At 69.8% G+C, this 10509-nt stretch carries 14 protein-coding genes and 1 tRNA gene; 3 read left to right on the forward strand and 12 right to left on the reverse strand.

Annotated features, from left to right (window positions below; genetic code table 11):
• Positions 1–309 precede the first annotated feature (309 nt).
• Positions 310–501, forward strand: a complete 192-nt coding sequence (locus AOK17_RS43965; protein ID WP_055618259.1) for a hypothetical protein — start codon at positions 310–312, stop codon at positions 499–501.
• 63 nt (positions 502–564) lie between these two features.
• Here the strand turns inward: AOK17_RS43965 and AOK17_RS49520 are convergent, their stop codons facing one another.
• The 9 genes from AOK17_RS49520 to AOK17_RS44010 all read right to left on the reverse strand — a co-directional run bounded on the left by AOK17_RS49520 (position 565) and on the right by AOK17_RS44010 (position 6241).
• Complete coding sequence (locus AOK17_RS49520; protein WP_245697765.1) at positions 565–1308, reverse strand: hypothetical protein; 744 nt, start codon at positions 1306–1308, stop codon at positions 565–567.
• A gap of 231 nt (positions 1309–1539) precedes the next feature.
• Positions 1540–2439, reverse strand: coding sequence for an RNA polymerase sigma factor SigF (locus AOK17_RS43975; RefSeq protein WP_055618261.1), 900 nt, complete (start codon positions 2437–2439; stop codon positions 1540–1542).
• Positions 2440–2683: 244 nt separating this feature from the next.
• Entirely contained in the window at positions 2684–3583 is a 900-nt protein-coding gene (locus tag AOK17_RS43980; RefSeq protein ID WP_055618262.1) for an RNA polymerase sigma factor SigF, read from the reverse strand.
• A gap of 192 nt (positions 3584–3775) precedes the next feature.
• Positions 3776–4069 (reverse strand): Dabb family protein, encoded by a 294-nt coding sequence (locus tag AOK17_RS43985; protein ID WP_055618263.1) that lies wholly within the window; start codon positions 4067–4069, stop codon positions 3776–3778.
• Between the two features lie 8 nt (positions 4070–4077).
• On the reverse strand, positions 4078–4257 hold the full coding sequence (locus AOK17_RS43990) for a hypothetical protein (protein ID WP_055618264.1): 180 nt from the start codon (positions 4255–4257) through the stop codon (positions 4078–4080).
• Positions 4258–4459: 202 nt separating this feature from the next.
• Positions 4460–4544, reverse strand: a tRNA-Ser gene (locus AOK17_RS43995).
• A gap of 81 nt (positions 4545–4625) precedes the next feature.
• Complete coding sequence (gene tadA, locus AOK17_RS44000; RefSeq protein WP_055618265.1) at positions 4626–5057, reverse strand: tRNA adenosine(34) deaminase TadA; 432 nt, start codon at positions 5055–5057, stop codon at positions 4626–4628.
• Between the two features lie 56 nt (positions 5058–5113).
• Positions 5114–5668, reverse strand: coding sequence for a tRNA adenosine deaminase-associated protein (locus AOK17_RS44005; RefSeq protein ID WP_055618266.1), 555 nt, complete (start codon positions 5666–5668; stop codon positions 5114–5116).
• A gap of 381 nt (positions 5669–6049) precedes the next feature.
• The gene (locus AOK17_RS44010; protein WP_055618270.1) at positions 6050–6241 is read right to left on the reverse strand and encodes a hypothetical protein; all 192 of its coding nucleotides are present in this window, start codon (positions 6239–6241) and stop codon (positions 6050–6052) included.
• 153 nt (positions 6242–6394) lie between these two features.
• Here AOK17_RS44010 and upp point away from each other — a divergent pair, with 153 nt between their 5' ends.
• Positions 6395–7030, forward strand: coding sequence for a uracil phosphoribosyltransferase (upp, locus tag AOK17_RS44015; protein WP_055618267.1), 636 nt, complete (start codon positions 6395–6397; stop codon positions 7028–7030).
• A 63-nt stretch (positions 7031–7093) separates the two neighbouring features.
• Here upp and AOK17_RS44020 read toward each other — a convergent pair whose 3' ends face one another.
• Entirely contained in the window at positions 7094–7711 is a 618-nt protein-coding gene (locus tag AOK17_RS44020; protein WP_055618268.1) for a LytR C-terminal domain-containing protein, read from the reverse strand.
• Between the two features lie 369 nt (positions 7712–8080).
• Positions 8081–8377 (reverse strand): type II toxin-antitoxin system VapB family antitoxin, encoded by a 297-nt coding sequence (locus AOK17_RS44025; protein ID WP_003999914.1) that lies wholly within the window; start codon positions 8375–8377, stop codon positions 8081–8083.
• A 173-nt stretch (positions 8378–8550) separates the two neighbouring features.
• Between AOK17_RS44025 and AOK17_RS44030 the strand changes: the two genes are divergently transcribed.
• The gene (locus tag AOK17_RS44030; protein ID WP_055618269.1) at positions 8551–10158 is read left to right on the forward strand and encodes a helicase HerA-like domain-containing protein; all 1608 of its coding nucleotides are present in this window, start codon (positions 8551–8553) and stop codon (positions 10156–10158) included.
• Between the two features lie 84 nt (positions 10159–10242).
• Here the strand turns inward: AOK17_RS44030 and AOK17_RS51095 are convergent, their stop codons facing one another.
• Complete coding sequence (locus AOK17_RS51095; RefSeq protein ID WP_157881534.1) at positions 10243–10398, reverse strand: hypothetical protein; 156 nt, start codon at positions 10396–10398, stop codon at positions 10243–10245.
• Between the last annotated feature and the right edge of the window lie 111 nt (positions 10399–10509).

Raw genomic sequence — 10509 nt, forward strand, 5'->3', positions numbered from 1 at the left:
TGCGGGTGGGTGGGGGCTGAGGCTCACCCACCCAGGGGCGCGGGGAACTGCGCGAGCAACGAGGGCGGACGGTCACCTGACGATCCGGCCTACGCACCGGTGTCTTTAGGGGGCGCGGGGAACTGCGCGAGCAACCAAGGCGAACCGTCACCTGACGAACCAACCTCACCCACCGGTGTCCTAAGAGGCGCAACCAACCACGAAGCCCCGAGGCCAGCGAATCACCCCACCCCCCACCCACCACTGGAGCCGCCCCAAAGGGGCACCCGGGTGGACGTTCACCCGAACCGCCACCTAGAGTCCAGGCCCATGGCAAACACCCAGGGCCCCGAGGGCAACTACGACCCCGCGGGTAGCACCCAGATGTTCCGAGCGTTCGTCGACGACCCGCAGAGCACCCGCCAGCAGGCGGCCCCCGCGGGCCCCCGCATCGGCCTGATCGTCGGCGTGATCGTGGCCGTCGCGGTCGTGGCCGTCGTCGCCTGGCTCGCGCTCAAGTAGGCCTTTAGGCCTCACGCAGGTTTTCAAGTAGGCCGGGGCACCGCGAGGCGCCCCCGCCCGCTCCTACTCGAACCGGACGGACACGTCCCGCGTCTCGACGTGCATGCCCAGCGGTACGCGCCACGCGTCGACGCACACCGTCCAGGTCTTCTCTTCCCGTGCCCCCGGAGCGATCGGCGCGGGAAGCTTCTCGGCCGACTCGACGGTCGCCCAGTCGATCCCGAGCGCCCCGATGATGTGCGTCCCGAGGGTCACCGTGCCCGAACGCACCGCGGTGCCCCCGGTGTTGTGGAAACCGACGGTGACCTTCTCGCACCAGCGCTTGTCGACGGGCTCCCGCTCGGGGTCGCCGATGTAAAGCACGGCGGGCCCAGGCTTCGACGGACTCGCGGGACTCTCCGCACCGCCACTGCCACCGCTCGGCGCCCTGGTACCGGAACTCCCGCTCGCGGCACCGGAGTCGGAGCCGGACCCGGACCCCGAGTCGCCCCCGCCCGCCGACGGAGTCGTACGACCGCCGCCGTCGGCCCCCGACGCGGAGGCCGACCCGGACCCGGCCGAGCCACCGCCCCCGCCCGCGCCTTCCACGCTTCCCGGACTGCCCGGAGCCCCCGAACTGCCGTCGCCCACCGCCCCTTCGGAAGCCGCGGCGCCCTCCAGCGGAACCAACTCCACATCCCCCGTGGGCGCCACCGCCTCGCCGGAGGACGCGGGCCGCTGCACGGCCACGTAACCCTCACTGCCGCCGCCGGTCCCGCAGGCGGCGAGGACCGTGCCCAGGCAGACGACAGTCGCCGAGGCGCCCACAAGGGCACCTCGGCGACCGCGAATCGACTCGTGACCCATCCGTCGGCGCATCGCGCCAGTGTGGCTGACGGGTCGTCAATTATGAACCCTCGGAAGGGACCCCGGTCGGAGACCTCTCGGCCCGGCCTCAACCGGAGACCTCTCGACCTGGTCTCGGTCGGAGACCGGGCCGAGAGATCTCAGCCGGAGATCAGGCAGACCGGTCTCGGCCGGAGATCAGGCAGACCGTCCTCAGTCGGAGATCAGGCCTTCCCGCAGCTGCGACAGCGTCCGCGTGAGCAGCCGGGAGACGTGCATCTGCGAGATGCCGACCTCCTCGCCGATCTGCGACTGCGTCATGTTCGCGAAGAAGCGGAGCATGATGATCCGCCGCTCGCGGGGCGGGAGCTTGGCGAGCAGAGGCTTCAGGGACTCGCGGTACTCGACGCCCTCCAGCGCCGTGTCCTCGTAGCCGAGGCGGTCCGCGAGGGAACCCTCTCCGCCGTCGTCCTCGGGGGCCGGCGAGTCGAGTGACGACGCCGTGTACGCGTTGCCGACCGCGAGGCCGTCGACCACGTCCTCCTCGGACACACCGAGGACGGTGGCGAGTTCGGCCACGGTCGGCGAGCGGTCCAGCTTCTGGGAGAGCTCGTCACTGGCCTTGGTGAGGGCCAGCCGCAGCTCCTGGAGGCGGCGCGGCACCCGCACCGACCACGAGGTGTCCCGGAAGAACCGCTTGATCTCGCCCACGACCGTCGGCATCGCGAACGTCGGGAACTCGACCCCGCGTTCGCAGTCGAAGCGGTCGATCGCCTTGATCAGGCCGATCGTGCCGACCTGGACGATGTCCTCCATCGGCTCGTTGCGCGACCGGAAACGCGCGGCGGCGTAACGCACCAGCGGGAGGTTGAGCTCGATGAGCGTGTCCCGTACGTAGGCACGCTCGGGGCTGTTCTCGTCGAGTGCGGCGAGCCGCAGGAACAGGGAGCGGGACAGGGTGCGGGTGTCGATGGCTTCCGAGGTCGGGGGAAAGGCCGGGGCTTCCACGGCCGGGACGGCCGGAACATCGGCAACGACACTGTGAAGCGCGTCTGGCGCCGGTTCGCTCTTCGTGAGCGTGAGCACCTTCGAGCTGCCCTGGTCTGCGGACATGCCACCCCCTTTGGGTCGCGGACGGTCGCGGCGGACGCTCCCGTCGAAGGAACGCAGCCTCCACCTGAATACCGGAGGTGGGGCTGCGGCAAACGCGTCACCGGAAGAATGTCACATGTCGGCAACACGCTGTAGTGACATGTCGACACAACGGGGGTGAATAGGCCCTGGAAAAGGGGGGTCTGATGGTTTTTCGACGCAGAAACGTCGGGAAAAGGCCTTGGGGGCGATTCGCTCTTGAGGGTTACGCCTCGATCCTGTTTGCGGATCGCAGTCTGGCGAAGCTGCGGGCGAGCAGTCTTGACACATGCATCTGCGAAACGCCCAGTTCGGCACTGATCTGTGACTGCGTCAGATTGCTGTAGTAGCGCAGCAGAAGGATCCGCTGCTCCCGCTCGGGAAGCTGGACGAGGAGGTGCCGTACGAGGTCGCGGTGTTCGACCCCGTCGAGCGCGGGGTCCTCGTAGCCGAGCCGGTCGAGGAGTCCCGGCAGCCCGTCGCCCTCCTGGGCGGCCTCCAGCGAGGTCGCGTGGTACGAGCGTCCGGCCTCGATGCAGGCCAGTACCTCGTCCTCGGTGATCCGCAGCCGCTCGGCGATCTCGCCGGTCGTGGGCGTGCGTCCGAAGGCCGTCGTGAGGTCCTCGGTCGCGCTGTTCACCTGGACCCACAGCTCGTGCAGCCGGCGCGGTACGTGGACCGTGCGGACGTTGTCGCGGAAGTACCGCTTGATCTCGCCGACCACGGTGGGCATCGCGAAGGTCGGGAACTGCACGCCCCGGTCGGGGTCGAAGCGGTCGATGGCGTTGATCAGGCCGATGGTGCCGACCTGGACGACGTCCTCCATGGGCTCGTTGCGCGACCGGAACCGGGCGGCGGCGTACCGCACCAGCGGAAGGTTCGCCTCGATCAGCGCGGCCCGCACCCGGCCGTGTTCGGTGCTGCCCGGCTCAAGGTTCTTGAGCTCACCGAAGAGAACCTGGGTGAGGGCCCGGGTGTCGGCCCCGCGGCGGCGCTGCGGGCCTTCCTCGGTGTCGGGAAGGCGCTCCTGGGCTGGGGCCGAGGGTGGAGCCGGGGGCTCATGGGGCGGTGCTTGAGGCGCAGTACTGGCCGGCACGGTCAACTCCACCTCTGGGTCGGTCAACATCCGTCAACTCATCCGTCAAAAGCGGTCATAGCATCACAAGACATGTGCACTGTGTGCAAGCACCGCATAACTCCGTGTTGAGCGTCAGTTGGGGCCCGGGGAGGGTTCCCGACGGGTTCCGGGCGGGGCCGGAGACGCGAAACGGCCCCCCGCCGTTCAGGCGAGGGGCCGGGGGCGTGCGCCGGGCGCGCGTCAGAACTCGTAGTCGGCGATCACCCACGTGGCGAACTCCCGCCACAGTGCGACGCCCGCCTGGTGCGCGGGGTGCTCGATGTACCGCTTGAGCGCGTCCGTGTCCTCGACCGCCGAGTTGATCGCGAAGTCGTACGCGATGGGCCGGTCGGTGATGTTCCACTCGCACTCCCAGAACTTCAGTTCGGGGATCTGCCCGCCGAGGGCGCGGAAGGCGGCGACGCCCTCGACGACGCGCGGGTCGTCGCGCTCCACACCCTCGTTGAGCTTGAAGAGGACCAGATGGCGGATCACGGGGACTCCTAGTTCTTGGCCCCGTCGGCGATCCACGTCATGAAGTCCCCGACGGCCTGAGCGGCATTCGAAATGCCCTCGAACCCTATCTGGACGTAGTCGGCGGCCTTGGCGGGGTCGGTGATGATCACGTACAGCGCGAACACGATGAGCACGTAGACGGCGATCTTCTTCGAATTCACCGCCATCGCGGCCTCCCCGTGTGCCTGCTGCCTGCTGTCTTGTCGACTGCGCCTGTTGGGACCCCTGTTGCCGGCGGTGAGTGTAACCCGGACAGTTGATATGACGATCTTTCAAACCGTGCCGAGTGTTGTACCGGGTGTCGTGCCGCGTGTTGTGCGAGTTCGGAACGCACGAAGGGCCCCGTCTTTCGACGGGGCCCTTCAGAAGCGGTAGCGGAGGGATTTGAACCCTCGGTGACTTGCGCCACACTCGCTTTCGAGGCGAGCTCCTTCGGCCGCTCGGACACGCTACCGAGAGAGATCCTAGCCCACGTTGGGCCGTGCTCCGAAATCGGTATTCGGCCCCCGGCCGGGCAGCTGCGCAGGCGCCCGGATCAGCGGTCGCGGAAGAAGTCGGTGAGCAGCCGGGCGCACTCCTCGTCGAGTACGCCGGCGATCACTTCGGGCCGGTGGTTGAGCCGCCGGTCGCGTACGACGTCCCAGAGGGAGCCGGCCGCGCCCGCCTTCTCGTCGCGGGCGCCGTAGACCACACGGTCCACGCGGGACTGCACGATCGCGCCCGCGCACATCGTGCAGGGTTCGAGGGTCACGACCAGCGTGCAGCCGCCGAGCCGCCACTCCCCGAGCTTCGCCGCCGCCCGCCGGATGGCGAGCACCTCGGCGTGGGCGGTCGGATCGCCGGTCGCCTCACGTTCGTTGTGGCCGGTTGAGAGGACCGTCGTGCCGTCCGGGGACAGCACGACGGCACCGACGGGGACGTCCCCGCCCCGGACGGCCGACCCGGCCTCGTCCAGGGCGAGCCGCATCGCCGCCCGCCAGCGGTCGCGTACGGGGTCCTGTTCGTTCTGAGTGCTCGGGGGAGTCAGCGGACGGTCTCCAGGACCTCCGCCGCGCCGAGCCGCTCGGCGATCTCACCGAGCGCGTCGGTGCTGTCCAGGGCCAGCAGCTCCTTCTCGTTCACGCCGAGGTCCGTGAGGACCTCGCGGTCTCCGATGGGTCCGGACGGCACGGTCTCACCCTTGGCGGTGACGCCGACGTCGTCCTCATCGTCGTCGTCGGCCTCGCTGTCGGGTTCACCGTCCTCCGTACCGTCGAGGTCGAGGGAGTCCAGGTCGGCGACATCGTCGTCGCCGGGATCCCTTCCGAGCAGTTCGTCGGTGAGGAGGATCTCGCCGTACGAACTGCGGGCGGCGGCCGCCGCGTCCGAGACGTAGATGCGAGGGTCCTCCTCGCCGTCCACGCGGACGACTCCGAACCACGCGTCCTCCTGCTCGATGTAGACGAGCACCGTGTCGTCGTCGACCGAGGCTTCGCGGGCCAGGTCGCTCAGATCCGACAGGGTCTCCACATCGTCGAGCTCTGTGTCGCTCGCTTCCCACCCGTCTTCGGTGCGCGCGAGCAGTGCGGCGAAGTACACCGTGACTCTCCCACTGGTCATAGACGTGCCGGTTGGGGGTCCCCCCGGCGGAGGCTGTGGGCGGGGAGTGCGTGTGCCGAGCCCCGCCCACTCGGAATCGTGGCAGAAACGGAGCGTTCAGGAGAGGTCTTCGGCTCGCTGTGTCCCGGTCGCGTCTCAGCGCCCGTTCCCGTGTCGCGTGCGTCACGTCCGCCGTACGGCCTCACCTGGGCGCCCAGCGCCCACCGACAGCGGGATCGTACGCCGACACGGCCTCCGCCTCGTACGCGGCTTCCCGAGTGATCGCCGGGCGGGTCGCCGTCGGACGATCCGGGAGGCGGGCGGTCTGCCCGCGCCGGGGCGGGACCTGCCCGGGCGTGGCTGCCGCGGCCTACCGGCGGTCTACCAGCGGAATGTGCGCATGCGCATGGCGTGGCGCAGCCGGGCCGTCTTGGCCCGCCGGGGCTGCACCCGGTCGCGCAGCTCGCGCGCCTCCGTGAGCTCCCGCAGGAACTGGGCGCGGCGCCTTCGTCGCGCGGCCTCGCTCACCGGGTCCTCGCGGTCCTCACGGCTCCGCTGCTCCGGGTCGGACATGGGCAACACCCCCAGTCGGTCCTTCCCACTTTCCCTCCGACGGGCGGTTTGATGCCAGCCGAGGTTTGGCGGTGGTTCAAGGCGGGGCGAGGTGTCGGACAAGTCGGTGGCGGGCCAGGGGCGGGCGGCGGACGCCCGGATACCCTTGTCGGCATGCGTCTTCACGTCGTCGACCACCCTCTGGTCGCTCACAAGCTCACCACGCTGCGCGACCGTCGCACCGATTCCCCGACCTTCCGGCGGCTCGCCGACGAGCTGGTCACCCTGCTCGCCTACGAGGCCACCCGGGACGTGCGCACCGAGCAGGTCGACATCGTGACCCCGGTGTCCCCGACCACGGGCGTCAAGCTGTCCCACCCGCGCCCCCTCGTCGTACCGATCCTGCGGGCCGGCCTCGGCATGCTCGACGGCATGGTGCGGCTGCTGCCGACCGCCGAGGTGGGCTTCCTGGGCATGGTGCGCGACGAGGAGACGCTCCAGGCGTCCACGTACGCGACCCGCATGCCGGACGATCTCTCCGGCCGCCAGGTGTACGTCCTCGACCCGATGCTCGCCACCGGCGGCACGCTCGTCGCGGCGATCCAGGAGCTCATGAAGCGCGGCGCCGACGATGTGACGGCCGTGGTCCTCCTCGCCGCCCCCGAGGGCGTCGAGGTCATGGAGCGCGAGCTGGCCGGCTCGCCCGTCACGGTCGTGACCGCGTCGGTCGACGAGCGCCTGAACGAGCACGGCTACATCGTCCCGGGCCTGGGCGACGCGGGCGACCGGATGTACGGCGCGGCCGAATAGACGGCGGCGGGCAGCCGGTACGGGGCCCGCGCTCGTGCAGCGCGCGGGTCCGTACGGGGCCCGCTAGCAGCTCTTCTTCGTCGCCGAGGGCGTCGGTGCGGGCTTGGCCAGTGTGGTCAGGGCCTTGTCGGCGTCCTCTTTCTTCGTCAGGGACTTGAAGGCCGTGCCGAGGATCAGGTCGACCTCCGCGGGCTTGGCGCGGGTGTCGGTCTTCAGCTCGGCGCCCGTGAGCTGCGTCGCGAGGACGGGGAGCGCGGCGTCGGAGGCCGCCTTGGCACCGAGGACTATCCCGGCGCCCTTGACCTTCTTGTCGTACGTCTTCGTCGCGTTGCCGACGTCGCCGATCTTGAAGCCGCGTTTCTTCAGCTCGTCGGCGGTGTCCTTGGCGAGGCCGCCGCGGGGGGTGGCGTTGAAGACGTTCACGGTGATCTGGGCGGGCTTGGGGAGGGCCTTGACCGGGCTTGCGGAGGGCGAGGGGGATGCCGTGCAGTCGGCGGCCGGTCCTGCCGCGGAAGCCTCGTCGCCGCCGCCTGTGAAGACGTCGATGAGCTGCAGCGTTCCCCAGCCGATCAGTCCGAGCGCGGCGACGGAGGCGACTACCGCGAGCGCGATTCTGCGGCGCCCTCGGTTTCTGCGCATCCGCGGGTACTTGTCCCCCGTGATCTTGTACTGGCCGCCCATGCCAGGGGGAGTCAGCATGCTCATGGGCGCAGCGTAGTGCGCGTTGGCGGTGATGCCTACTAGATGATCATTGACCGGGGGTCAGTCCAACCCGAAAGGGCCAATTCGCTCCGCGGGGGGCGGGGTTTTGGGGTGCGGGCCGGCCGTGGCTGAGTGCGCGGTTCCTCGCGCCCCTTGAGGTGGGTGGGGGCTGCGGTGGACTGCGATGTGCGGGCATGCCGTGGTTGAGCGTGCAGTTCCCCACACCCCTTGAGGTAGGTGGGGTGCGGTGGATCGCGGCGTGCGGGGCGGTCGGCGCTGGGTGCGCAGTTCCCCGCGCCCCCAAGAAAAGACAGGGGTGCTGCGCTGAACCGGGCTTCCCGGGTCCGCTCAGTCCAGTTCCAGGACTCGGGCGTGGAGGACCTGGCGTTGTTGGAGGGCGGCTCGGACGGCGCGGTGGAGGCCGTCTTCGAGGTAGAGGTCGCCCTGCCACTTCACGACGTGCGCGAAGAGGTCGCCGTAGAACGTGGAGTCCTCGGCGAGCAGGGTTTCCAGGTCGAGCTGGCCCTTGGTCGTCACCAGTTGGTCGAGGCGGACCGGGCGTGGCGCGACGTCCGCCCACTGCCGGGTGCTTTCCCGGCCGTGGTCGGGGTACGGCCGGCCGTTTCCGATGCGCTTGAAGATCACACGGAAAGCCTACCGGTCAAGAGCTTCCGGGCGCAGCCATGGTGGCGGAGTGCGACGCTGGAAATGACGCCGTAAATAGGGGCAAACCGGTAATTCTCCTAGATCACCCTTTCAAGATCGGTTCGGATGCGGGCCGAGGACAGCCTTGGGCAAACCGGGAACAGGGGTCTGAAATGACTGAGAGCGAAGCGCCGCCGGCAAAGGCACCCGAAGGCGTGAGCGGTGCTCCCGCGCTTCCACAGCCGGTCCTCGAAATCGCCTCCGGGTACGCCTTCACGGGCCCCGCGCTCGATCTGGGCGCCCTGCTGTGGGACGGGCGGTGCCTGCCGGACGTACAGATCCGGATCCCGCTGCCGATGCTCAACCGGCACGGGCTGGTCGCCGGGGCCACCGGTACGGGCAAGACGAAGACCCTGCAGCTCATCGCCGAGCAGCTGTCAGCGCAGGGCGTGCCGGTGTTTCTCGCCGATGTGAAGGGTGACGTCTCCGGGATCTCGGCGCCGGGACAGGAGAACGACAAGGTGCGGGCGCGGGCCGGGGAGGTCCGGCAGGAGTGGACGCCGGCCGGGTTCCCCTGCGAGTTCTACGCCCTCGGGGGCATGGGCCACGGCATCCCCGTACGCGCGACGATCACCAGCTTCGGGCCGGTCCTGCTGTCCAAGGTGCTTCAGCTCAACCAGACCCAGGAGCAGTCGCTCGGCCTGATCTTCCACTACGCCGACCAGAAGGGCCTGGAGCTGGTCGACCTGAAGGACCTGCGGGCCGTGGTGACCTTCCTGACCTCCGACGAGGGGAAGTCCGAGCTCAAGGGCATCGGCGGGCTCTCCACGGCGACGGCCGGGGTGATCCTGCGCTCGCTGACGGCGTTCGAGGCGCAGGGGATGAGCCCGTTCTTCGGGGAGCCGGAGTTCGACACGAGTGAGTTGTCGCGCGTGGCGGGGGACGGGCGGGGCACGGTCTCCGTCCTGGAGCTGCCCGCCGTGCAGGACAAGCCGCAGCTCTTCTCCACGTTCCTGATGTGGCTGCTGGCCGATCTCTTCCACGATCTGCCGGAGGTCGGTGACGTGGACAGGCCGAAGCTCGTCTTCTTCTTCGACGAGGCGCACCTGCTCTTCAACGACGCGTCTAAGGCATTCCTGGACGCCATCACCCAGACCGTCCGGCTGATTCGCTCGAAAGGGGTCGGCGTCTTCTTCGTCACGCAGACGCCCAAGGACGTGCCCGGGGATGTCCTCGCCCAGCTCGGCAACCGGGTGCAGCACGCGCTGCGCGCCTTCACGCCCGACGACCAGAAGGCCCTCAAGTCGACCGTGAAGACCTTCCCCAACTCCCCGTACGACCTGGAGGAGGTCCTCACCGCGCTCGGGACCGGCGAGGCCGTGGTCACCGTCCTCAGCGAGAAGGGCGCGCCGACGCCGGTCGCGGCGACACGGCTGAGGGCGCCGGAGTCCCTGATGGGTCCCGTCGATCCGGCCGCCCTCGACCGGGCGGTCCAGGCGTCGCCGCTGTACGGGCGTTACGCGGAGGCGGTCGACCGGGAGTCGGCGTACGAGAAGCTGACGGCGAGGGAGGCGGAGGCCGCGTCCTCTCCGGCGCCCTCGGCCCCCGCGGAGCCGGCTTCGTCGCGGGGCCGTGGCCGGAAGGGCGACGACCAGGACTCCTCCGTCGTCGAGCAGGTCGTGGGCAGCGGTGTCTTCAAGTCCCTGGCCCGGAGTCTGGGTACGCAGATCGGCCGCGAGATCACCCGGTCGATCTTCGGAACGGCTCGGCGGAGGCGGTAGCCGGCGCCGGTGGCCCGGTTCGGTCTGGTCTGGTTCGGTTCGGCCCGGGGAGGCGGTACACGTCCTCCTCCCCGGGCGGGCGGCTCAGTCGCGCTCGTGGTCCTTCGGCGGGGACTGCTGCTCCGGCGCGGGTTCCGGGGTGACCTGGTGGGTGTCACGCGTCGGCGTCGGCTTCGGGGCGTTGCGGAGGGATTCGGCGCGTACGAGGGCACGCAGGATCGCGTACGGGTCCTTCGACATGGGAGTCCTCTCGTGCTGCTGCGGAAGGGGGGCGGTCCGGAGCGGGACCGTCAGCAGCGGAGGACCATGCAGCGCTGGGCACGCGGGGTGGGGGCGTACGGAGGTACGGGG

The organism is Streptomyces phaeochromogenes (assembly GCF_001418655.1).
Lineage (GTDB): Bacteria > Actinomycetota > Actinomycetes > Streptomycetales > Streptomycetaceae > Streptomyces > Streptomyces phaeochromogenes.

What these genes read in the sequence shown, in the direction of transcription:
- AOK17_RS43965 (WP_055618259.1), top strand. Translation starts at nt 310, where the DNA reads ATGGCAAACACCCAGGGCCCCGAGGGCAACTACGACCCCGCGGGTAGC.
- AOK17_RS43975 (WP_055618261.1), bottom strand. Translation starts at nt 2,439, where the DNA reads ATGTCCGCAGACCAGGGCAGCTCGAAGGTGCTCACGCTCACGAAGAGC.
- AOK17_RS43980 (WP_055618262.1), bottom strand. Translation starts at nt 3,583, where the DNA reads ATGTTGACCGACCCAGAGGTGGAGTTGACCGTGCCGGCCAGTACTGCG.
- AOK17_RS43990 (WP_055618264.1), bottom strand. Translation starts at nt 4,257, where the DNA reads ATGGCGGTGAATTCGAAGAAGATCGCCGTCTACGTGCTCATCGTGTTC.
- tadA (WP_055618265.1), bottom strand. Translation starts at nt 5,057, where the DNA reads ATGCGGCTCGCCCTGGACGAGGCCGGGTCGGCCGTCCGGGGCGGGGAC.
- AOK17_RS44010 (WP_055618270.1), bottom strand. Translation starts at nt 6,241, where the DNA reads ATGTCCGACCCGGAGCAGCGGAGCCGTGAGGACCGCGAGGACCCGGTG.
- upp (WP_055618267.1), top strand. Translation starts at nt 6,395, where the DNA reads ATGCGTCTTCACGTCGTCGACCACCCTCTGGTCGCTCACAAGCTCACC.
- AOK17_RS44020 (WP_055618268.1), bottom strand. Translation starts at nt 7,711, where the DNA reads ATGGGCGGCCAGTACAAGATCACGGGGGACAAGTACCCGCGGATGCGC.
- AOK17_RS44030 (WP_055618269.1), top strand. Translation starts at nt 8,551, where the DNA reads ATGACTGAGAGCGAAGCGCCGCCGGCAAAGGCACCCGAAGGCGTGAGC.
- AOK17_RS51095 (WP_157881534.1), bottom strand. Translation starts at nt 10,398, where the DNA reads ATGTCGAAGGACCCGTACGCGATCCTGCGTGCCCTCGTACGCGCCGAA.